The organism is Promicromonospora sp. NPDC059942, assembly GCF_042731755.1.
GTDB lineage: Bacteria > Actinomycetota > Actinomycetes > Actinomycetales > Cellulomonadaceae > Promicromonospora.
The window spans coordinates 1-20,195 of record NZ_JBHWLR010000036.1; the positions used below are offsets into that span (position 1 = coordinate 1).

A 20,195-nucleotide genomic window follows, 5' to 3' on the forward strand; every position below is an offset into this window, starting at 1 on the left:
CTCCCCCTTCCCCCACACTTTGTTAGTGCTATTTCGGCCGCTGCGATCTACGCTCTCGTATGCGTCGGCAGCGGCAGATGTGTAGAAGAAACAGGGGTTCGACAGGTGCACCTCGACCAGCAGCAGCCCCGCCGTGGTGACCTGCGCCGCGGCGTCGCGCAGGGCGTACGAGTAGTGCGTGAACGCGGCGGGGTTGAGCACCACGTGGGCACCGGCATCAACGGCCTCGTGCAGCCAGCCGACGATCTCGGACTCGTCGTCGGTCTGCCGCACCGCGACCGCGAGGCCGAGCTCGTCGCCCCACTTCGCGGCGGCGACCTCGAGGTCCGCCATCGAGGCGTGCCCGTAGATCTCGGGCTCGCGGACACCGAGCCGGCCGAGGTTGGGACCGTTGAGCACCAGGACGCTGGGCAGTGCAGAAGCCATGGCCGCGAGCCTAGTGGGCCACCACGGCTGACGTCGCCGGATCTCGGACTCGCTGGCCTCAGGGGCGCTGGTCTCAGGCGCGGCCGGACCTCACACCTTGCCGCTGCCGTGCACGATCCGGTGACCGCCCGTCGCCTCGGCGACCCAGTCGATCACCTGGGGCCCCAGCTCGTCCCAGCTCCAGAAGGTGAAGCCCAGGCAGGCCAGCGCCGCGTCGTTGGCCGACCACTCCGTGACCGGGGATGCGGCGCCGCACTCCCGGCACACCAGATCGGTTTCTCCGTCGCCGTCACCGTTGCCAACGCCATCACCGCCGTCGCGCCAGGCGACCGCCGCGTCGTGGAACCAGCGCAGCCCGTCCTCGTCCGAGCAGGTGGGGCCGAACTCCTCGGGCGGCCCGAAGAACGACCTGCGGACCGAGCACCGGGGACAGGTCACCGTGTCGACGTCGCCCTGCCCGCCGTCGTACACCTCGCGGCCGACCCCGACCGACATGCCCCACGGAGCCTCACCGGAGACGGACCCGGCGACCGACCCGGCGAGGGTGTCCGCCCACGCCTTGCCTGGCGGGTGTCCGTCACCGCCGAGCGCCGCGGCCGGGGACACCTCCGGCAACAGGACACCGCGCGCGACGAGCGCGTCCACGACCCGTTGTCCCAGTTCGCGGGCCTCGGCCTCGGTCGCGTCCAGGTCGGCGACCCACTCGAAATACGTCCCCACGGCTTCCCCTTCGACTGACTGCTGGTGTCCGGCGTCGCGCACGCTACCCCGAGCCACTGACACCCCCGCCCTCGCTCACGCCCCGTCGGGCTCCAGGCCGTCCACCAGGAGCGTCCGCGGGCCGGGCCCGGCCTCGGCGAGGGCGTCGTGCGGGTTGGTCAGCGCGCAGCGGCGCAGCGAGAGGCAGCCGCAGCCGATGCAGTCCGTGAGGTGGTCACGCAGCCGGGAGAGCTGCTCGATCCGCGCGTCGAGGTCGTCGTGCCAGGCCTGCGAGATGCGGCGCCAGTCCTTCGCGGTGGGCGTCCGGTCCCCCGGCAGGGTGTCGAGCGCCGCGCCGATGTCGGCGAGCGGGATCCCGACGCGCTGGGACACCCGGATGAACGCGACCCGGCGCAGCGTCTCGCGCCGGTAGCGCCGCTGGTTGCCCGACGTCCGCCGGCTCGTGATCAGGCCCTTGCGCTCGTAGAAGTGCAGCGCGGACACCGCGACACCGCTCCTGGCGGCGAGATCGCCGACGGTAAGCTCGTCACGATCCCAGGGGACGGCGGGGTTGGGTGCTTCCATGCGTGGCCTCCAACGACTCACGAGAACTCGGGAACTCAGGTCAGCAGGTTCGGACAGCGAGGTTCGGGCAGTGCAGCTCGGGCAGTGCAGCTCGGGCAGTGCAGCTCGGGCAGTGCAGCTCGGGCAGTGCAGCTCGGGCAGTGCAGCTCGGGCAGTGCAGCTCGGGCAGGTGTTGACCTCAACTTTGGTTCAGGTTAAAGGATGTGCGCATGGACGCGATCAGACACCACTCCTTCGGACCGCCCGAGGTCCTCGTGCTCGAGCAGGTCCCGGACCCCGTGCCCGGCCCCGGCGACGTGCTCGTGGACGCCGTCGCGCACGGGGTGCACCTCCTGGACACCAGCCTCCGCCGCGGCGAGGCCGGACCGCCGCTCCCGCTGCCCAGTCTGCCGACGGTGCCGGGCCGCGAGATCGCGGGCACCGTGGCCGCCGTCGGCTCCGGCGTCGACTCCTCGTGGATCGGGCGGCACGTGGCGGCGCACCTCGGGCCGGTGCCCGACGGCGGTGGGTACGCCCGGCGCGTCGTCGTCGGCGCGGACAAGCTGCACGCCCTGCCCGACGGCGCGGACGGCGCCCCGCTCGACCCGGCGGACGCGATCACCATGATCGGCACCGGCCGGATGGCCGTCTACACCCTCGACCTCGCCGCGGTGACGGCGGACGACGTCGTCGTCGTGACGGGCGCCGCGGGCGGGCTCGGCACGCTCTTCGCCCAGGAGGCGCTGCGCGCCGGGGCGCGCGTCGTCGCGCTCGCGGGCGGCGCCGCGAAGCTGCAGGTCCTGCGAGACCTGCTGCCCGACACGGACCGGCTCGCCCTGGTCGACTACTCCGCCCCCGGCTGGCCGGACGCCGCCCGCGCGGCGCTCGGCGGCTCCCCCGCGACCCTCGTGCTCGACGGCGTGGGCGGCGAGCTCGGCACGGCCGCCACGGACCTGCTGCGTGGTGCGGGCGGCAGCGCGGGCGGGGAATCGGTCAGCGGTGTAGACAGCGGCGGTGCGGACGGCGGCGGTGCAGACGGCAGCAGTGCAGACGGCAGCAGCGCAGCCAACGGCAGGGCGGGCGACGACGTCGCTCCCGGCCGGCTCGTCGCGTACGGCTGGGCATCCGGGACGGCCAACCGCTACACGTCCTGGGCGGAGGCCGGCCGGATCGAGTCGCCGATCGAGGTGCGCTACGCCGTCGGGCCGCAGGCTCCGCCGATGGGCGACCAACGGCCGTACCAGGAGCGCGCGCTGGCGAACGCGGCGTCGGGCCGCTGGCGGGTGGCGACGCACCGCGTGCCGTTCGCGGAGGCCGCCCGCGCCCACCGCGAGCTCGAGGAGCGCCGCACCACCGGAAAGGTGGTGCTGGTGTGACCGCGGCGGTCTCCACCGAACGGACAGGTTCGGTCCCCGACGCCCCGAGCCCGGGCACCCTGAGCCCCGGGGCGCAGCGCCTCGTCCTGATCGGGATGGTCGCGCTCTGCTCACTCGGGGCGTTCGAGGCGCTAGCCGTGGCGACGGCGATGCCCACCATCGCCGTCGACCTGGACGGGCTGCGGCACTACACGTTCGCCTTCGCGGTGGTCTTCGCGACCAGCGTGGTGGGCATGCTCACGGCGGGACGCTGGTGCGACCGCACCGGTCCGGCGCCGGCGATGTGGACCGGCGTGGCGCTCTTCGTGGTCGGCCTGGTGGTCGCGGGAACCGCCACCGGGATGGGCGCGCTGATCGCCGGACGCGCGGTCCAGGGGGTCGGCAGCGGGCTCTTCGGTGTGGCGCTCTACGTCCTGGTGGCGCGCGTCTTCGCGCCGGAGCGGCGTCCGGCCGTTTTCTCGGCGTTCGCCGCCGCGTGGGTGGTTCCCGCGATCGTGGGGCCGGGGCTTGCCGGTCTCGTCGTGGACCATCTCGGCTGGCGCTGGGTCTTCCTCGGCGCGGCCGCGCTCACCGTCCCGGCCGCGATCCTGATGCGGCCCGGGCTGACGGCGGCACAGGGCGCGGGAGGTGCACCGAGCGACGGACAGGTGCCGGACGACGGGCGGATGCCGGACGACGAGCGGATGCCGGACGACGAACCGGGCGAGGGCGGCGTCGCAGCGCACGACAGCGCGCGGGACCACGGCGGCCTCGACCTCGGCCCGCGGGCCGAAGGAGCCGGCGGCAGCGCCGACCTCGCCCTCGTCGACGGCACGGGCGACGGAAGCGCCCTGACGAACAGCAGCGCCGTCGAGAACGCCTCGCCGGAGCGCTTGCCCGACGTCGGGCACGCCGATCGACCGCTGCGGCACGCGCTCCGCCTGGCGCTGTCCGTGCTGCGTGCGGGACGCGGGCTGCCCGCCGTCGTGTCGGTGCGGGCACTGGTGTCGGGGGCGTTCACGGGCGCCGAGGTGTTGCTGCCGCTGCTCCTGGTGCACGAGCGGCACCTGACCCCTGGCGGCGCCGGGCTGATCCTGACGGTCGGGGCGCTGGGCTGGTCCGCGGCGTCCTGGGTGCGGGGGCGCAACCTGCTGCGCCTGAGCCACGCCGGGTACGTACGGCTCGGCGGCGGCCTGCTCGCCCTCGGGATGGTCGGCGCGGCGATGCTCGTGCTCCCGGACCTGCCGGCCGCGGTCGGGATGGCGTTCTGGGTGCTCTCGGGCAGCGGGATGGGGCTCGTGTACCCGACGCTGTCGGTCCTCACGCTGGAGCTGGCGCCACCGCACGAGCAGGGCTCGGCGTCGTCCGCCCTCCAGGTGGCCGACGCCGTCGCGGCCGCCATCGCTTCGTCCGCGACCGGCGCCCTGCTCTGGGCCCTGTACGACATCGCAGGGCTGCCCGCCTACGCCGTCGTGCTGGGACTCACGGGCCTGCTGGCGACGGCCGCGCTCGCGCTCGCGGGGCGGACCCGCGTCGTGGTGCCGCCCGTTGCGCCTTGAGCACGGGACAGTAGGGCGGAGCGGCGTAGGGCGGAGCGTCGTGGGGCGGAGCGGCGTAGGGCGGAGCGGCGTAGGGCGGACCGGGTCGTAGTGCGGAGCAGGGCAGAGCAGGGCGGAGCGGGTCGTAGGCAGGCCGAGGACTCGGCGGGCGAGGACTACATGGTCGAGACCTTGGCGAGCGACGACCGGCGGTCAAGGCCTTGGTGGGCGACGACTTCGTGGGCGACGTCTTGGGTCGGCGAAGACCTCGGCGGTGTCGAGGTCGGCTGTCGGCGACGCGCCTTGGCCCTTCGGCGCGGGCGATCGGGCCACGGCTGCTGTTGGTGACAGCGGCCGTGGCCGTGCAGGCCCGGGCATCATGCGGCAGTGGCTGGTGATGCGGCGGGTGGGTCGATGGGTTCGGGCAGGCGGATGCGGTGACCACGCGCGTCGGTGAAGACCCACCCCGTCTCCACCAGCACACCCGAGGTGTTGACGGTCGTGGGCTTGCCCGCCCAGGACATGGCGATCCCGCGGGCGTCGACGAGCTGGTGGTGGAACCAGCACAGCAACGCACTGTTGGCCACCGACGTGCCACCACCCTGGGCCCAGTGCGTCACCGCATGATGCACCTCGCACCGCGACGGCGGCTGATCACAGCCCGGGAACACACAATGCCCATCGCGTGCGATCACCGCCCGCCGCATCTGGCCCGTGACCGTGCGCTGCGCACGCCCCACATCCAGCACCGCACCATCCGCACCGAACACCACCCGGGTGACCGCACTGTCACACGCCAACCGGCGCAACAATCCCACCGGCACCCGGCCACCCGACTCCGTGAACACCGCACCACCCGAACCCAACAACCCCGACCCCGACCCCGACCCCGACACACCCGGACCTGGCACACCAGCACCCGCAGCATCAGGACTCGCACTGGTGGGGGCACCACCTGGCGCACCGGGCGATGACGAAGCGCCAGGACCCTCGACCGACCCGCTGACCCCAGCCGCACCACCAGCAGCCCCAGCAGCCCCAGCAGCGATCACCGGACCCGCACCCGTGCTCGGCGTGCCCGCCCGGCCCGGGACGTTCTGTCCGCAGGTCAGGCACAGGCCCTCACGGGTGCGGGTGACCTGGGTGAGCAGCTCCGACAAGGACACCGTGACATTCAGGTGCGGAGGGATCGACGCACCCGGCGAGGCCTGGTTCGTGTCCAGCACGAGGTGGGCGATGTCGGCCAGGCCCTGGGCACGGCGCTGGCCCGGGCTCCGGTCATCGCCCACCGCCGGGGCGCCGGTCACGGCGTTCAACGCGGTGGTCAGCAGCAGGCCGTGCTCGTCGGTCAAGAACCCCGCCACGTGGAACCCGCCCAGCGTCTTGGACACGTCCAGGAACTCACCCTCAGCGGCCTTGTCGTCCTCCACGTCGTCCGTGTCCGGGTCGGTGATCGTGGCGAACCGGCGCGCGACGACCCGGAACTGGTCCGCGTTGAGCACCCCGGCCTCGCGTAGGACCAGACCCTCGCCCGTGACCAGCGCCCCCTCACCGATCGCTGTCTCCAGCGCCTTCGTGATCCGGTCGCGGGTGCGGGAACCGTCCGGGTCATCGGCCGGGTCGGGGAAGTCGACGCTGACGGTCTGTACGAACGCCTCCGGCGTCGTGGTCTGCCCCGTGCGGGTCTCGATCAACCACGCCAACGCGTCCTGGCGCGTCTGGCTCGTGGGCGCGACCTCCGCCATCACCCGGGCATGGTCCACACCCAACGTGCCGGCCACCAGACCCTCCCGTGTCGCGGGCAAGGCCTGCGCGAGACGCCGGGCGGTGGTCACGTCCTTGCGGGCCGTGCCCGCCGAGACGCCCTCACGCAGCCGCAACCACCCAGCGAACGTGCGCGACATGCCACCACTGCGCCAGGACCCGTCGTCCTCGATCCGCGGCAGCACCGTGAACCGCACACCATCCAACCGGCCCGTCACCCGCCGGATCCGGGCATGCGCCTGCATCAACCGCGCCACCGTCGGCGCGCCCCAACCATCCAACACACCCGGCGCGACCAGGCCGGCCAGCTCGCCGACCGCCGTCTCGATCCGGGCCAGCACACCCTCCAACGAACCCGCCGGTGACACACCACCGGACACCATGCTGTTCGAGTCCACCCGTGCCACCCCCTCGCCCGCCCGTCGCGTTCACCTGACACCATTGTCTCGAACATTCATACGCATCGCGAGGCACACTTCAAATCTGTGGATAACTCTTCGCACATCGGACGGGCGACGACGAGGGCCGCGCGTCCGCCGTCCGACACACCCCTGCTCTCGCGGAAACCGCCGGACCTCGCGAGGCTGTGCTCATGGGCGAGTTCACCGAGTACATCGCGGGCCTGGACGGGCCGGCCAAGGACGCCGTCGAGCACGTGCGGGCGCGGGCACTCGAGCTCGTGCCGGACGCCGAGGAGGGCATGAGCTACGGCATGGCCGCCCTCCGCTACCGCGGCAGCCCGCTGGTCTCGGCGCGCGCCACGGCGAAGCACATTGGCCTGTACCCGTTCAGCCCGCCCGCGATCGACGCGCTCGCCCCCGACCTGACCGGCTTCTCGACGTCGAAGGGCACCGTCCGGTTCACCCCGGACCAGCCGCTGCCGGACGACGTCCTGGACCGCCTCGTGCTGTTCCGCCGCGACGAGATAGACGCCATGCGCTCACGCTGAGCGGACACACTGCGCGGACGCGACGAGCGGACGCCGAACCGCCGGTTCGGTGCGCGAGGAGCGCTCATGCCCGACACCCGCTCCGAGCCGCTCGGTCGCCTGCCGCCCGCTGCCGACGGCCGGAGCCGGCAGCCGGCAGCCCTAGCCCCCACGAAGGAGCCAGACCCCGGCCGCCGGCTCAGGCCGCCTCCTCAGGCCGCCGGGCGAGGCCCGGGTCCGCCTTCGATCTCGAAGACGCTCGGGCGCCCGCGGGTCAACCACAGCACCAGCCGGTCGACCGCCCACACGGCCGCGAGCGTCACCCCGGCGGCGGGGACTCCCGCGCGCCAGCACAGGTATCCGACGCCGCCGAAGAGGGCTGCCTCCATGCCGATCTGTGCCCAGGCCGGGATCGCCACGGGTGCCTTCGGCGAGAGGAACGTCGCCCAGAGCGCGATCACGGCGGCCGGCGCGAGGACGACGGCGGCGAGGCGCCATCCGCCGTCGGCGAGGTTCCAGGCGGCGTAGCCCGCGCCCGTGGCGAGCGCGAGCTCGAGCAGGAAACGCACGACGAGTGCAGTTGTTCTCACGCGCGCCAGAGTACGCACCGCGGGAGCAGGGCTCACCTGCCGTCCCCCACACTGTCGGGCCCACGTTCACCGGGCCTCAGGAACCTCCTTCGGACCGGCGAAGATCGCGCGGGAGTGTCACGTATGCCGCCCCTGTCCCGTCAGAGGGGTATGACGCGAGAGCATGTCCGTATGACCGAGCCCAACTCCTCGCCGTCCGCTGCGACAGTCGGTGCGACAACTGGCGCGACGCCGTCCGGCACCGCTCCCGGCGCCCGCACCGCTCCCGGCATCGGCACCTTCCTGGACGACGCCGCGCTCGGCCGGCTGCGTCCGCTCTCGTTCGCGGTCGCCTACCGGATGCTGGGCAGCGTGGCCGAGGCGGAGGACGTGGTGCAGGAGGCGCTGACGCGTGTCTCGCAGGCGCCTGACGTGCGCAACCCGGACGCGTTCGTCACCACGGTGACGACCCGCATCGCCATCGACGTGCTGCGTTCGGCGCGCGTCCGGCGGGAGCAGTACGTGGGCGAGTGGCTCCCGGAGCCGCTGGTCGGTCCCGTCCCGTCGCTGCCGGTCGCGATGGCCACGCCGGCGCCCGACGTCGCGCGCCATGCCGAGCTCTCCGACGACCTCTCCACCGCGTTCCTGGTGCTGCTGGAGACCCTCACCCCGACCGAGCGGGCAGCGTTCCTGCTGCACGACGTGCTCGGCTTTCCGCACAGCGAGGCCGCCGACGTGATCGGCACCAGCGAGGTGGCAGCCCGGCAGCTCGCATCGCGCGCCCGCCGGCGGATCGCGCAGCGGGTAGCACCGCAGCCCGTGACGCGGCAGCCCATGACACAGCAGTCCGTAACACAGCAGTCCGTAGCACGACAGCCCGTCACACAGCAGCCCGCACCACAGCAGCCCCCGACACCCCAGCGCCCGGAGCAGGACGAGCCCGCGCCCCGCACCCCGAACCTCAGGCCGCGCACCGCGAGCGACCGGGCCCGCGCCGAGGAGCTCGTGTCCCGGTTCCTCGCCGCGTGCGAGGAGGGTGCGGTGGACTCGTTCCTGGAGCTGCTGGCCGAGGACGTGGTGCTCACGGGCGACGGCGGCGGGAACGTGCCGCAGGGCATGTCGATCGCCCGGCCGGTCGCGGGCCGCGTGACGGTCGCCCGGATGCTGGCGTCCTTCGTCGGCCGGGGCGCGCCGCTCCACTTCGAGCGGGCGCTCGTGGGCGGCGAGCCGGGTCTGCTCATCGTGGCGGACGACGTCGTGGGCGGCGGCCTGATCGGTACCTGGTCGTTCGAGGTCTCCGACGGTCTGCTCGCGGGTATCCGCGGCGTGATCAACCCGGACAAGCTCGGGCACCTGGGGCCGCTCGTGGACCTCGACCGGCTCCAGGCCGCCCTCAGGAGCGGGCTGGCCGCGCGGGCCGCGACCCGACAGGCCGCCGCCCAGGGCCGCTAGACCCGAGGCGGACGGGCGGACGGGGCCCCGCCGGCCCAGGGTCCGTCCGCCCGGGGTCTCGCCGGGCGGACGGCAGACCCTGGCTAGGCCACGCCCGTCGGGTCCGGCGTCGCGTCCGGGGCCGCATCCGTCGGACGGGCGGGCGTACCGGCGTCGGCGACGGGCGCGTCCTGCACGAACCACATCAGCACGAGCCCGACGAGCACCACGGCGATGATCCCGAGGGTGCCCCAGATGGTCGCGCCGGTGGCGGCGATGAGGATGGTCCACAGGCCGTGCGACATCCACGACGTCGCGCGACCGGTGGTGGCGTAGAGGCCGAAGATCTCGGACTCCTTGCCGGCGGGCGTCACGCGGGCGAGGTAGGACCGGGAGGCGGCCTGCGCCGGGCCGACGCACGCGGACAGGACGAGCCCGCCCACCCAGTACACGATCGGGCCGAGGTCGCGCAGGAAGACGACGGCGAGGCCGGCGACGACGATGACGCTGAGGGTGGCGAGGATGACCGACCGGGGGCCGAAGCGGTCGTCGAGGCGGCCGATCAGGATGGTGCTGACGCCGGCCACGAGGTTCGCGGCGATGCCGAAGATGATCACCTGGTCGGAGGAGAACCCGAAGCTGACGCTGCCGATGATCGCGCCGAACGCGAAGACGCCGCTCAGGCCGTCCCGGAAGACGGCGCTGGCCAGCAGGAACCAGAAGGTCCGGCGGGCGGTGTGCCACAGGCCCTTGATGTCGCGGAACAGGACCCCGTAGCTGGCGAAGAACCCTACGGCGGGCCGGCCCTTGGTGGGCGGCAGCTCGGGCACGAACGTGAAGATGGGCCAGACGAACGCCAGGGCCCAGAGGGCGCAGGCCACCGCGATGACCCGGTACGCGAGACCGTTGTCGGTGGGCATGCCCCACCAGTCGGCCCCGTTGGCGATCACGACCAGGAGCAGCATGAGGATGCCGCCCACGTAGCCCAGGCCCCAGCCGAGTCCGGACACCTTGCCGACCGTCCGGGGGGTGGCGACCGACACCATCATCGCGTTGTAGTTCACGCCCGCGATCTCGCTGAGCACGCTGCCCAGGCCGATCACGATCGCGCCGAAGACGAAGTAGACCGGGTCTGCCTCGACGAACCACAGCGCGAGCATGCACAGCACCATCCCGGCGGTGGCGCCGGCGAGCCAGGCCTTGCGGCGTCCGGAGGCGTCCGCGCGCTGCCCCAGCACGGGGGCCAGCACCGCGACGAGGATGCCGGCCAGCGTGGTCCACAGGCCCAGGCCGCTGGTCAGCTCGGCGAGGCCGCGCTGGTACGCGGGGTCGTCCTCCCCGAGGGCCGCGACGGCGGGGTCGAGGAACGAAGCCGAGATCAGGTAGCCCGCGGTGAACACGAACGTGAGGATCACGGTGTTGAACGGCTGGGTGCCCCAGTCCCAGAGCGCCCAGGAGAACACCTGGCGGCGCGGGATCCGCACGCCTTCCTGCAGCTCCAGGCCCATCCTCGGGGGCTTCGGTGTCTCGCTCGCCGAGGAGGGCTGCGCGTCGGGTCCGGGTAGGGCGTCGGTCATGGCCGCAGTCTGCCCGCGTCGCATGAATCGTGGGTGCTGGAGCGGTCACGATCTCATACCGACCCGCTGGCCGGACGCGCTGGCCGGACGCGCTGGCCGGACGCGCTGGCCGGACGCGCTGGTCAGAGCGCCAGGTTGTGACGGCCGATCTGGTCCGTCCCGGAGACACCCGCGAGCGCCATCGTGAGGTCGAGCTCGGCCAGCACGTGCTCGGCGACGGCGCGGACGCCGTCGGCCCCGGCGAGCGCGAGGCCGTAGACCCAGGGGCGGCCCAGGAGGACGGCGTCGGCGCCGAGTGCGAGCGCGGTGAAGACGTCGGCCCCGGTCCGGACCCCGGAGTCGAAGAGCACGGGGACGGAGCCGGGGACAGAGCCGGCCGTCTCCGAACCGGACGCCCCGGACCACTTGCGGACGGCGTCGACCACGGGCCCGAGGGCGTCGATCGAGGCGACGGCGTTGTCGATCTGCCGGCCGCCGTGGTTGGACACGACGATTCCGTCGGCGCCGTGGTCGAGGGCGGCGCGGGCGTCGTCGGGGTGCTGGATGCCCTTGACGAGGATCGGCAGGGTGGTGCGCTCGCGCAGCCGGGCGAGGTCGGCCCAGGTGAGGGTCGAGCGGGAGAACACCTCCAGGAAGGTCTCCACGGCGGCGCGGGCGTGGGGCTGGGTCAGGTTGCGCAGGGTGGGGCCGGGGTGGTGTCGCGCCATGGACAACAGCGAGCGGACGGCGGCGACGGTGGGCCGGTTGGCGGGCGCAGATTCCGACGACGCCGCCGACGCCTGGACCCGCGCCTCGACGAGCGCGCGGAACACGGGGTCGCTCAGGTACTGGGCGATGCCCTCGGCGCGGGCGAACGGGAGGTAGCCCAGGTCGAGGTCCGCGGTGCGCCAGCCGAGCACGTGGGTGTCCAGGGTGACGACGATCGCCTCGCAGCCGCTCGCCTCGGCGCGGGAGACGAAGGACTCGACCAGGGCGTCGTCGGACGACCAGTAGAGCTGGAACCAGCGCGGGCTGTCGCCGAGGGCGGCGGCCGTGTCCTCCATGGGGGTGGACGCCTGGGACGAGATGACGACGGGCAGGCCGAGGTCGCGGGCGGCGCGGGCCAGGGCGGGCTCGGCGTTGCGCGGCGCGGCGGCCCGGCCGCCCCGCTGGTGCTGTACGGCGAGCTCCAGGGCACCGACCGGCCCGAACAGCACGGGAGCGGGCAGCTCGCGGCCCAGCAGGGTCGTGGCGAGCGACCGTTGTCCGACGTCGACCATCTGGCGCGGCACGATCCGGTACCGGCCGAACGCCTCCCGGTTGGCCGCCACGGTGCGCTGCGCGCCGGCGCCGCCTGCCACGTAGGACCAGCCGGTGCGGGTCATGCGGCGGCGGGCGGCGGCGGCGAGCGCGTCGGGGTCGGTGGGCACGGCGGGCCGGCGGCCGTAGACCCCGTCGCGGTAGATCGCCGACTGCACCGTCCGGCCGATATTGATCCCGCCGTTAGTAGGCATGTCGGACATCTTGCCATGTCGTTATCGGCGAGGTCGGTATCAGCGAGGTCGGTATCGGCGAGGTCCTGATCGTCAATGCCGTTATCGGCGGGTGCCTACCCCTGGCTCTGCTTTTCGCCCGCCCCCGCGGGAATCCCCAGCGCCGTCCCCGCGAGCTCCTCGACCTGGTCCCAGACACGAGTCGCGAGGTCACCCTCCGGCGACGCCGTCCGGGCCGTCGGGTCCACCCGTACCGGGATGCCGCGCAGGCGCCCGGCCGGCGCGTAGTAGTCGCCGTTGCGTGCCTGCGGGTCGGTCAGGGCGCGCACCGCCGACCAGGCGGCGCCGTCCTTGCCCTGGGCCCAGGGCGTGTAGGGGTTGGGCCGGTAGGGCGTGGTCGCGTCGCGGATCCCGGCGCGGTGGGGTGTCCGGGCGTCCACGCCCACACCCGGCCGGGTGACCAGCGAGAGGACGGGCGTTCCGGCGGCCTCCAGCCGGCGCGCCAGCTCGAACGCGAGCACCTCGGTCACCGTCTTCGCCTTCGTGTAGGCGACGACGGCGACGCGCGGCACCCGGCGGACGTCGTCGACGGCCACCGGGAACTGCGTGACGAACCCGGTGGAGGTGTGCACCACCCGCGCCGGCGTGCCGGTCCGCTCCCCCGTGGCCGCGAGCGCCGGGAGCACGCCCGCCAGGAGCGCGGCGTTCGCGACGACGTGGGTGCCGAGCAGCAGGGGCAGCCCGTCGGCGGTCGTCGCACTGCCCTTCAGGGCCATGGCCCCGCCGTTGAGCAGCAGCCCGTCCACGCGGGGCAGGGCGGCGATCCGCGCGGCGGCGTCGGACACGGACGCCAGGGAGGCGAGGTCCACGACGACGGTGTCGAGGCGGGCGCCGGGCACCTCCCGCTCGATCGAGGCGACGGCGGTCGCGAGCTTGCCCGCGGAACGGGAGGCGAGCACGACGTGCGCGCCGGCCGCGGCGAGCTGCTCGGCCGCGAAGTACCCGATGCCGGCGGTGGCGCCGGTCACGACGTGTGTGCGGCCGCTCTGGTCGGGAAGGTGGGCGGGGTCCCAGGTCATGTCGATCCTCGGTTCTCTTGTGGTTCGGGGCAGGGCGACATCACTTCCACCGCCCATACGGATGATGTATCCGTTTGAGCGTAGCACCAGAAGCGGATCATCCATCCGTTTCTGCGGTAGGATCACCCCATGCCCGCTCTCCGGTCCGACGCCGCCCGCAGCCGCGCGCGCATCCTCGAGGTCGCCCGGCGCCACGACCCCGGCGCGCTCCGCCTCAACGACCTGGCCCGGGAGGCGGGCGTGGGGGTCGGCACCGTCTACCGGCACTTCCCCACCACGCACGCCCTGGTGGAGGCCCTGACCCTCGACACGCTCGAACGGCTGCGGGTCCTGACCCGGGAGGCCGTCGGCGAGCCCGACCCGCGCACGGCGATCACGAACCTCCTGCGCTCGGCGCTCGACCTCCAGCTCGAGGAGGGCGGTCTGCAGCCCGTGCTCCTGTCCGCCGAGGACGAGTCCGACGAGGTGCGGGAGGCCAAGCACGAGATCCTCACGGGCTTCGAGCAGATCCTGGTCCGGGCCCGCGCCGCCGGCGTCGTCCGGCCGGACCTGACCACCGAGCAGGTGGAGCACCTGGTGTGCGGGATGGAGCACGCGGTGCGGCTGGGCGCGACGTCGGACCGCGGGCCGTTCCTGGAGATCCTGCTGGCGGGGCTGCGGCCGGCCTGACCAGGGCAAACCCAGGCGCGTGCCAGCCGCGACCTGCGACAAGGGCCGTCCTCGACATACGATCCCCAGGTGCCTGGTTCCCCGGAAGACGCGCTCGACTGGCGCACCGACCACCTGCTCGGCGAGCCGTTCCAGGAGGCCCCGCTCGGCCCGGCCACCCTGGTGCGCTACCCGTACCCGGCCGACCGGCCGGCGCCCCGCGCGGCCGTGATCCACGTGCACGGCTACAACGACTACTTCTTCCAGGAGCACCTGGCCCGCACCTTCACCGCGGCCGGCCACGCGTTCTACGCCGTCGACCTCCGGGCCGCCGGACGGTCCCTGCAGCCCGACCAGATCCCGCACTTCGTGCTCGACCTGCGCGAGCAGGCGAGCGACATCGCGGCGGCCGCGCGGGCGGTGCGCGGCCTGGAGCCAGGGCTGCCGCTCGTGGTGCACGCCCACTCGACCGGCGGGCTGACGGCCGCACTGTGGGCGCACGCGCACCGCAACGCCGCGGGGGCCGACGCCGGGCCGGAGGCGCTGGTCCTGAACTCACCGTTCCTCGACCTGCGGGCGCCGCACTGGCAGCGCACCGTCGGCACCCGCGTGCTCGACACGGTGGGGCGGCTCGCGAGCACCGCGATCATCAGCGACGGCCCGTCCCGGTACGCCGAGCACCTGCTCGCCGCCAACGGCGGGCGCTGGGAGTTCGACACGACCCTCAAGCGTCCCGAGGGCCTGCCCGGCCGCGTGGGGTGGTTCGTCGCGATCCGGCGCGGGCAGGCGCGCGTCGCCGCCGGGCTGGAGATCGCGTGCCCCGTGCTGCTCGCCCGCTCCGACTCGTCCGGGCCGGACTCGCTGGACAACCCGCTGCTCGACGCCCAGGACACCGTGCTCGACGTCCGGCAGATGGCCGCGCTCGCGCCCGGCCTGGGGCTGGACGTCACCGAGCTCGTCGTGCCGGGCGGCGTGCACGACCTGTCGCTGTCGGCCCGTGAGCCGCGCGAGGCCTACCTCGACGGCATGTTGAAATGGACCGACAGCAGCATCGATGCCTGAGAATTGATGCCTGAGATGCAGTTCGTGAGGTTCGATTTCGTGAGGGACAGCCAGTGACCTACTTCGAGGGGCCCTTCCAGGCCCTCGCCCACCGCGGGTTCGCGCACGCGTCAGCCGGCACCGAGGGGCTGGAGAACTCCCTGGCGGCGTTCGGCGCCGCCGTCGACCTCGGCTACCGGTACGTGGAGACGGACGCGCACGGGACGGTGGACGGCGTCGCCGTCGCGCTGCACGACGAGTCGCTCGACCGCACCACGGACGGCACGGGCCTGGTCGCCCAGCTGCCGTGGTCCGAGGTGAGCGAGGCCCGCATCGGCGGCGTCGAACCCGTGCCGCTGCTGGAGGACCTGCTGGGCGGCTGGCCCGACCTGCGCGTGAACATCGACGTCAAGCACTCCTCCAGCGTCGGGCCGGTCGCCCGGGCGATCGAGCGGACCTCCGCGTGGGACCGCGTGTGCGTCACCTCCTTCGAGGTGGCCCGACGCCGCGCGACGCTCACCAAGCTGTCCCGCCCCGTCGCGACGTCGGCCGGACGCAAGGAGATCGCGAGCTTCCTGACCGGGGTGCGCGTCCACGTGCCGGCGCTGTCCCGCCGGGCCCTGCGCGACGTCGACGCGCTGCAGGTCCCGGTGCGCGAGGGCTCGATCACGGTCGTGGACCCGGCGTCGATCGCCGCGGCGCACGCCCTGGGCAAGAAGGTGCACGTCTGGACCGTCGACGACCCGGACGAGATGCGGCAGCTCATCGACGACGGCGTGGACGGCCTGATCACCGACCGCGCCGACCTGCTCAAGGACGTGCTCGTCGAACGGGGGCTCTGGGAGTAGGGACGACGGGAGTAGCGGCGGCGGGAGTCGCGGCGTGAGCACCGCCGTCGGGAGCGGCGGCGTCCGGCCCGGTACGCCTCAGGAACCGCCGCCGCCCGAGTCGCCGCCACCGCCGCCGGAGTCGCCCCCGGACCAGCCGCCCGAGTCACCGCCGCCGAACCAGCCACCGCCGTCACCACCGCCACCACCGTGGCCGGCGCCGCCACCACCGCCGCCGTCCGAGCCCGTCCAGGTCGAGTCGCCGCCCCAGGAGCTGCCGCCGGTCCAGCCGTCGCCGCCCGACCACGCCGCGCTCGCCGAAGGATCCGGCGACGGCACCCCGCCACCGAGCCCGTCGCCAAGCCCGTCGCCCGGTCCGTCACCGGGTCCGTCGCCGCCCCGTCCGCGGTCGCCGGGCGCAGCCGGCACGATCGTCGCCGGCACGAGCAGGGCCGCGCTCCCGTCGGACGCGGTGCCGGTCGTCGTGGCGGACCTCGCGTCGGACGACCTGGTCGCCCGCGGCTTCGGCTCTGCCCGCGTCCCGAGCTGTGAGGTGAAGGCCCACAGCGTCCGGCCGTCGGCCAGCAGCAGGCGCGCCGGGCCCTCGACGGTGTCGCCGGCGAAGAACTCGACCGTCACCCGACCGGGAACCATGGTGTCGACCGGCGCGTCCTGCGGGAACAGCAGGTGCAGGTACTGCTGGTGCCCGCGGTGCTCGACCACCACCGTCCGCATCGGCCGGCCGGACACCTTTCGCTGCGCGGCCACGGCCTCGCCGTTCAGGGTCAGGGACACCGCGCCGCGCGCGGCTCGCGACCAGGCGCCACGGTTGCGCGCCCAGCGCCGGACCCCCTTGACGAAGATCCACAGCACGATCAGGGCCGCGATGCCGGCGACAACGAGGAACGCCGTCGGCGGGCCGGAGCCGTCGTCGGACGAGAAGGGGTCCGCGAGGAAGACCAGTAAGCCCAGGAACACCAGCGGGAAGAGCAGCCCGAACATGCGGGGTGAGCCCGCCTTGCGCGCGGCCCGGAAGCCGGGATCGGTGATCATGCACCGAGGCTAATGTCTGCTTAGCCCCTTGCGCTGGCAAAGTAGACGTTTTTGAGGCCCGGGTTTCTTCGCTTTGAGGAGGCTCAAAACGAAGAAACCCGGGCCTCGAAGGAGAGAGCTCAGCCCAGCGTCAGCGTGACCGGGGTGCCCGGGCCCCTCGTCGGCGGCTCCTTGGCCACCTCGGCGTACGCGGCGGCCAGCAGCGTCGGGTCGGGGCCCTCCAGCCGCACCGGCTTGGCGACGTCGTCCAGCACCACGAACCGCAGCAGGTCGCCGCGCGCCTTCTTGTCCCGTCGCATCGCGGCGAGCAGCTGGTCCCAGCGGTCGCCCCGGTAGTGCACCGGGAGCCCGAGGGAGTCCAGGATGGAGCGGTGCCGGTCGGCGACGTCGTCGGGGAGCTTGCCGGCCATCCGGGCGAGCTCTGCGGCGAAGATCATGCCGACGCTCACCGCGGCGCCGTGGCGCCACTGGTAGCGCTCGACGAGCTCGATCGCGTGGCCCAGCGTGTGCCCGTAGTTGAGGATCTCGCGCAGGCCGGCCTCCTTGAGGTCCTCGCCCACGACCTCGGCCTTGACCCGCACGGACCGCTCCACGAGCTCGGCGATCACGGCCCAGGTCTCGTCCGTGGCGTCGGCGCCCGCCCAGTTGCGCAGCTCGTCCACGTGCGCCTCGACCAGGTCGAGGATCACCGGGTCCGCGATGAAGCCGGTCTTGACGACCTCGGCCAGGCCCGCGACGAGGTCCCACTTGTCCAGCGAGCCGAGCGCCGCGAGGTCGCACAGCACCCCGGCCGGCGGGTGGAACGCGCCCACGAGGTTCTTGCCCTCGGCGGTGTTGATGCCCGTCTTGCCGCCGACGGCGGCGTCGACCATCGCGAGCAGCGTGGTCGGCACGTGCACCACGCGGATGCCGCGCAGCCAGGTCGCCGCCACGAAGCCGGCGAGGTCGGTGGTCGCTCCCCCGCCGACGCCGACGATCGCGTCCGAGCGCGTGAAGTCGAGCTGCCCGAGCAGACCCCAGAGGAATGCGGCCACCTGCGGCGTCTTGGCCGACTCGGCGTCCGGCACCTCCGCGACGAACGCCTCGTAGCCCGCCGCCTTGAGGTCCTCGGCGATCGCGTCCGCCGTCGCCGACAGCGCGGCAGGGTGGATCACCATCACCTTGGCGGCCTTGCCCACCAGCCCCGGCAGCTCACCCAGGAGGTGGCGGCCGATGACGACGTCGTAGGGAGCGTCTCCCCGGACCGTGATCCGGGTGGGGGCGCTGTCGGTGCTCACTGGACGTTCTCCTCGCTCTTGCTCTCCTGGGCGTGTTCCTCGGCCCGCTTCGGGTCCATCAGCTCCGGCACGCGCAGCTCCAGGCCGAGGGCCTCGATGATCTCCGCCGCGACCTGCTCGCCGGGCCGGTCGCTCGACACGATCGTCAGCGTCGCCAGGCGCTCGTACGTGGGACGCCGCTCGGTCATCAGCTTCTGCCACTGCGCGCGCGGGTTGCCCAACAGCAGCGGCCGGGCCTGGTTCATGCCGACCCGCTGGGCCGCGACGGCCAGCGGCACGTCGAGGAAGACGACGTGCCCGCCGTCGGCCGCGTACCGAGTCAGGGCAGCCTGCGTGGCCAGGCTCATGACGGCGCCGCCGCCGAGCGACACCACGCCGTCGTGCTCCGCGAGCGCGGCGAGCACGGCCGCCGACTCCAGCTCGCGGAAGTGGGGCTCGCCGTCGTCCACGAAGATCTCGCTGACGGGCTTGCCGGCGCTCTCCTCGATGTCCGCGTCGGTGTCGCGGATCGTGACGCCGAGGCCGGCCGCGAGCGTGCGGCCCACCTTCGACTTGCCGGAGCCGGGTGGTCCGATCATGACCGCGACCGGGCGGGTCGCGTCGGCGGAGCGCGTCACTGCAGCAGCTCCGGGATGGCGGCCACGTAGGACTCGAGGTTGCGCCGCACCTCGGCCACGGAGTCGCCGCCGAACTTCTCGACGGCGGCCTCGGCCAGGGTGAGGGCCACCATCGCCTCGGCGACGACGGCGGCGGGCGGCACCGCGCAGACGTCGGACCGCTGGTGGTGGGCCGTGACGGGCTCGCCCGTGGCGGTGTCCACGGTCGGCAGCGCGCGAGGAACGGTCGAGATGGGCTTCATCGCGGCGCGCACGCGCACGATCTCGCCGTTCGACATGCCGCCCTCGATGCCGCCGGCACGGTTGGTCGTGCGCTCGATGCCGGGGCGGCCGTCGGGAGCGGTGCCGCGGACGATCTCGTCGTGCGCGGCGCTGCCGCGACGGCGCGCGGTGCGGAAGCCGTCGCCGACCTCGACGCCCTTGATCGCCTGGATGCCCATGAGGGCCGCGGCCAGCCGTGCGTCGAGCCGGCGGTCGCCCTGCACGTAGGTGCCCAGGCCGGAGGGCACGCCGTAGGCGAGCACCTCGACGACGCCGCCGAGGGTGTCGCCGTCCTTCTTGGCGAGGTCGATCTCCTCGACCATGAGCTTGGAGGAGGCCGCGTCGAAGCAGCGCACCGGGTCGGCGTCCAGCGCCGCGACGTCGTCGGGGGTCGGCAGCGCCGCGTCGTCGGGCGCCTCGGCCTCGCCGATGGCGACCACGTGCGAGACGAGGCGGATGCCGAGCGCCTGCTCGAGGAACTTGGCGGCGGCCACGCCGAGCGCCACCCGGGCCGCGGTCTCGCGCGCGGAGGCGCGCTCCAGCACGGGCCGCGCGTCCTCGAAGCCGTACTTGCGCATGCCGATGAGGTCGGCGTGCCCGGGACGCGGGCGCGTCAGCGGCCGGTTGCGGGCCACCTCGCGCTCGTCGCCCGTGCCGGCGTCGACCAGGAGCGCCTCGGCGGCCACCGGGTCGGCCGACATGACGTCGGTCCACTTGGGCCACTCCGTGTTGGCGATCTCGATCGCGAGCGGACCGCCCTGCGTGAGGCCGTGGCGCAGCCCGCCGAGCACCCGCACCTGGTCCTGCTCGAACTTCATCCGGGCGCCGCGGCCGTAGCCGAGGCGGCGTCGCGCCAGGGCGCCCTGGATGTCCGACGTCGTGAGCTCCACCCCGGCGGGCAGACCCTCCATCATGCCCACGAGAGCGGGACCGTGCGACTCACCCGATGTCAACCAACGCAGCATGGTCGGATTGTTTCACGCGCATGACGGGGTCGGCGCACCGGTCCGGTGGGCGACACACCGACGGCCACGACGATCCGGCGTCGGCGTGTCGCGCGGGGCAGAGA

The 20,195-nt window shown here is 73.7% G+C and carries 19 protein-coding genes; 7 read left to right on the forward strand and 12 right to left on the reverse strand.

The window, feature by feature from the left end:
- The 3 genes from ACFV9Q_RS28365 to soxR all read right to left on the reverse strand — a co-directional run.
- Window positions 1–426, reverse strand: a 426-nt coding sequence (locus ACFV9Q_RS28365) for a type II 3-dehydroquinate dehydratase (protein WP_377237177.1), incomplete at its 3' end; no start/stop codon positions are given.
- Between the two features lie 90 nt (window positions 427–516).
- Window positions 517–1,146 (reverse strand): hypothetical protein, encoded by a 630-nt coding sequence (locus ACFV9Q_RS28370; RefSeq protein WP_377237178.1) that lies wholly within the window; start codon window positions 1,144–1,146, stop codon window positions 517–519.
- A 75-nt stretch (window positions 1,147–1,221) separates the two neighbouring features.
- The gene (gene soxR / locus ACFV9Q_RS28375) at window positions 1,222–1,710 is read right to left on the reverse strand and encodes a redox-sensitive transcriptional activator SoxR (protein WP_377237179.1); all 489 of its coding nucleotides are present in this window, start codon (window positions 1,708–1,710) and stop codon (window positions 1,222–1,224) included.
- A gap of 209 nt (window positions 1,711–1,919) precedes the next feature.
- Between soxR and ACFV9Q_RS28380 the strand changes: the two genes are divergently transcribed.
- Together ACFV9Q_RS28380 and ACFV9Q_RS28385 are read left to right on the forward strand one after the other, a co-directional pair.
- Window positions 1,920–3,065 (forward strand): alcohol dehydrogenase catalytic domain-containing protein, encoded by a 1,146-nt coding sequence (locus ACFV9Q_RS28380; protein WP_377237180.1) that lies wholly within the window; start codon window positions 1,920–1,922, stop codon window positions 3,063–3,065.
- Entirely contained in the window at window positions 3,062–4,603 is a 1,542-nt protein-coding gene (locus ACFV9Q_RS28385; RefSeq protein ID WP_377237181.1) for an MFS transporter, read from the forward strand. Before ACFV9Q_RS28380 ends, ACFV9Q_RS28385 begins: the two co-directional genes overlap by 4 nt.
- A gap of 356 nt (window positions 4,604–4,959) precedes the next feature.
- Here the strand turns inward: ACFV9Q_RS28385 and ACFV9Q_RS28390 are convergent, their stop codons facing one another.
- Window positions 4,960–6,744 (reverse strand): DUF222 domain-containing protein, encoded by a 1,785-nt coding sequence (locus tag ACFV9Q_RS28390; RefSeq protein WP_377237182.1) that lies wholly within the window; start codon window positions 6,742–6,744, stop codon window positions 4,960–4,962.
- Window positions 6,745–6,938: 194 nt separating this feature from the next.
- Here ACFV9Q_RS28390 and ACFV9Q_RS28395 point away from each other — a divergent pair, with 194 nt between their 5' ends.
- Window positions 6,939–7,295, forward strand: coding sequence for an iron chaperone (locus tag ACFV9Q_RS28395; RefSeq protein ID WP_377237183.1), 357 nt, complete (start codon window positions 6,939–6,941; stop codon window positions 7,293–7,295).
- Window positions 7,296–7,486: 191 nt separating this feature from the next.
- Here ACFV9Q_RS28395 and ACFV9Q_RS28400 read toward each other — a convergent pair whose 3' ends face one another.
- Window positions 7,487–7,864, reverse strand: coding sequence for a YrdB family protein (locus ACFV9Q_RS28400; RefSeq protein ID WP_377237184.1), 378 nt, complete (start codon window positions 7,862–7,864; stop codon window positions 7,487–7,489).
- A gap of 171 nt (window positions 7,865–8,035) precedes the next feature.
- Between ACFV9Q_RS28400 and ACFV9Q_RS28405 the strand changes: the two genes are divergently transcribed.
- Window positions 8,036–9,295, forward strand: a complete 1,260-nt coding sequence (locus tag ACFV9Q_RS28405; protein WP_377237185.1) for a sigma-70 family RNA polymerase sigma factor — start codon at window positions 8,036–8,038, stop codon at window positions 9,293–9,295.
- A gap of 83 nt (window positions 9,296–9,378) precedes the next feature.
- Here ACFV9Q_RS28405 and ACFV9Q_RS28410 read toward each other — a convergent pair whose 3' ends face one another.
- From ACFV9Q_RS28410 to ACFV9Q_RS28420, 3 genes are all read right to left on the reverse strand, one after another.
- The gene (locus ACFV9Q_RS28410; protein ID WP_377237186.1) at window positions 9,379–10,851 is read right to left on the reverse strand and encodes an MFS transporter; all 1,473 of its coding nucleotides are present in this window, start codon (window positions 10,849–10,851) and stop codon (window positions 9,379–9,381) included.
- Between the two features lie 122 nt (window positions 10,852–10,973).
- Window positions 10,974–12,344: an alpha-hydroxy-acid oxidizing protein gene (locus tag ACFV9Q_RS28415; protein WP_377237187.1), complete on the reverse strand. Its 1,371-nt coding sequence runs from the start codon at window positions 12,342–12,344 to the stop codon at window positions 10,974–10,976.
- Between the two features lie 95 nt (window positions 12,345–12,439).
- Entirely contained in the window at window positions 12,440–13,402 is a 963-nt protein-coding gene (locus tag ACFV9Q_RS28420; RefSeq protein ID WP_377237188.1) for an SDR family NAD(P)-dependent oxidoreductase, read from the reverse strand.
- A gap of 129 nt (window positions 13,403–13,531) precedes the next feature.
- Between ACFV9Q_RS28420 and ACFV9Q_RS28425 the strand changes: the two genes are divergently transcribed.
- The 3 genes from ACFV9Q_RS28425 to ACFV9Q_RS28435 all read left to right on the forward strand — a co-directional run bounded on the left by ACFV9Q_RS28425 (window position 13,532) and on the right by ACFV9Q_RS28435 (window position 15,939).
- Window positions 13,532–14,071 (forward strand): TetR/AcrR family transcriptional regulator, encoded by a 540-nt coding sequence (locus tag ACFV9Q_RS28425; RefSeq protein WP_377237189.1) that lies wholly within the window; start codon window positions 13,532–13,534, stop codon window positions 14,069–14,071.
- Between the two features lie 69 nt (window positions 14,072–14,140).
- Window positions 14,141–15,112, forward strand: coding sequence for an alpha/beta hydrolase (locus tag ACFV9Q_RS28430; RefSeq protein WP_377237190.1), 972 nt, complete (start codon window positions 14,141–14,143; stop codon window positions 15,110–15,112).
- A gap of 53 nt (window positions 15,113–15,165) precedes the next feature.
- On the forward strand, window positions 15,166–15,939 hold the full coding sequence (locus ACFV9Q_RS28435) for a glycerophosphodiester phosphodiesterase (protein WP_377237191.1): 774 nt from the start codon (window positions 15,166–15,168) through the stop codon (window positions 15,937–15,939).
- Window positions 15,940–16,017: 78 nt separating this feature from the next.
- On the opposite strand, the gene ACFV9Q_RS28440 is transcribed toward ACFV9Q_RS28435, so the two are convergent.
- The 4 genes from ACFV9Q_RS28440 to aroC all read right to left on the reverse strand — a co-directional run bounded on the left by ACFV9Q_RS28440 (window position 16,018) and on the right by aroC (window position 20,091).
- Window positions 16,018–16,971, reverse strand: coding sequence for a hypothetical protein (locus ACFV9Q_RS28440; protein WP_377237192.1), 954 nt, complete (start codon window positions 16,969–16,971; stop codon window positions 16,018–16,020).
- A gap of 119 nt (window positions 16,972–17,090) precedes the next feature.
- Window positions 17,091–18,248, reverse strand: coding sequence for a 3-dehydroquinate synthase (gene aroB / locus ACFV9Q_RS28445; protein WP_377237193.1), 1,158 nt, complete (start codon window positions 18,246–18,248; stop codon window positions 17,091–17,093).
- Complete coding sequence (locus ACFV9Q_RS28450; RefSeq protein ID WP_377237201.1) at window positions 18,245–18,826, reverse strand: shikimate kinase; 582 nt, start codon at window positions 18,824–18,826, stop codon at window positions 18,245–18,247. Before ACFV9Q_RS28450 ends, aroB begins: the two co-directional genes overlap by 4 nt.
- Window positions 18,827–18,861: 35 nt before the next feature.
- Window positions 18,862–20,091 carry a chorismate synthase gene (aroC, locus tag ACFV9Q_RS28455; RefSeq protein ID WP_377237194.1) on the reverse strand — a complete coding sequence of 410 codons (1,230 nt, stop codon included), beginning with the start codon at window positions 20,089–20,091 and terminating at the stop codon, window positions 18,862–18,864.
- Between the last annotated feature and the right edge of the window lie 104 nt (window positions 20,092–20,195).